General features: G+C 53.0%; 2 protein-coding genes. Both read left to right on the plus strand.

What is annotated here, in order from left to right; translation table 11 throughout:
* Nucleotides 1–362, plus strand: a 362-nt coding sequence (gene cheY / locus MLOOGBEN_RS28845; RefSeq protein WP_179161669.1) for a chemotaxis response regulator CheY, incomplete at its 5' end; no start/stop codon positions are given.
* 13 nt (nucleotides 363–375) lie between these two features.
* Nucleotides 376–523, plus strand: a 148-nt coding sequence (locus MLOOGBEN_RS29775; RefSeq protein WP_368737835.1) for a protein phosphatase CheZ, incomplete at its 3' end; no start/stop codon positions are given.

Below are 523 nucleotides of genomic sequence, written 5' to 3' on the forward strand. Positions count from 1 at the left end.
TTGTGGATGACTTTTCCACCATGCGACGCATAGTGCGTAACCTGCTGAAAGAGCTGGGATTCAATAATGTTGAGGAAGCGGAAGATGGCGTCGACGCTCTCAATAAGTTGCAGGCAGGCGGTTATGGATTTGTTATCTCCGACTGGAACATGCCCAATATGGATGGCCTGGAATTGCTGAAAACAATTCGTGCGGATGGCGCGATGTCGGCATTGCCAGTGTTAATGGTGACTGCAGAAGCGAAGAAAGAGAACATCATTGCTGCGGCGCAAGCGGGGGCCAGTGGCTATGTGGTGAAGCCATTTACCGCCGCGACGCTGGAGGAAAAACTCAACAAAATCTTTGAGAAACTGGGCATGTGAGGATGCGACTATGATGCAACCATCAATCAAACCTGCTGACGAGCATTCAGCTGGCGATATCATTGCGCGCATCGGCAGCCTGACGCGTATGCTGCGCGACAGTTTGCGGGAACTGGGGCTGGATCAGGCCATTGCCGAAGCGGAGGAAGCCATCCCCGATG

Source organism: Bacillus sp. EB106-08-02-XG196 (assembly GCF_013396335.1).
GTDB lineage: Bacteria > Bacillota > Bacilli > Bacillales > Cytobacillaceae > Neobacillus.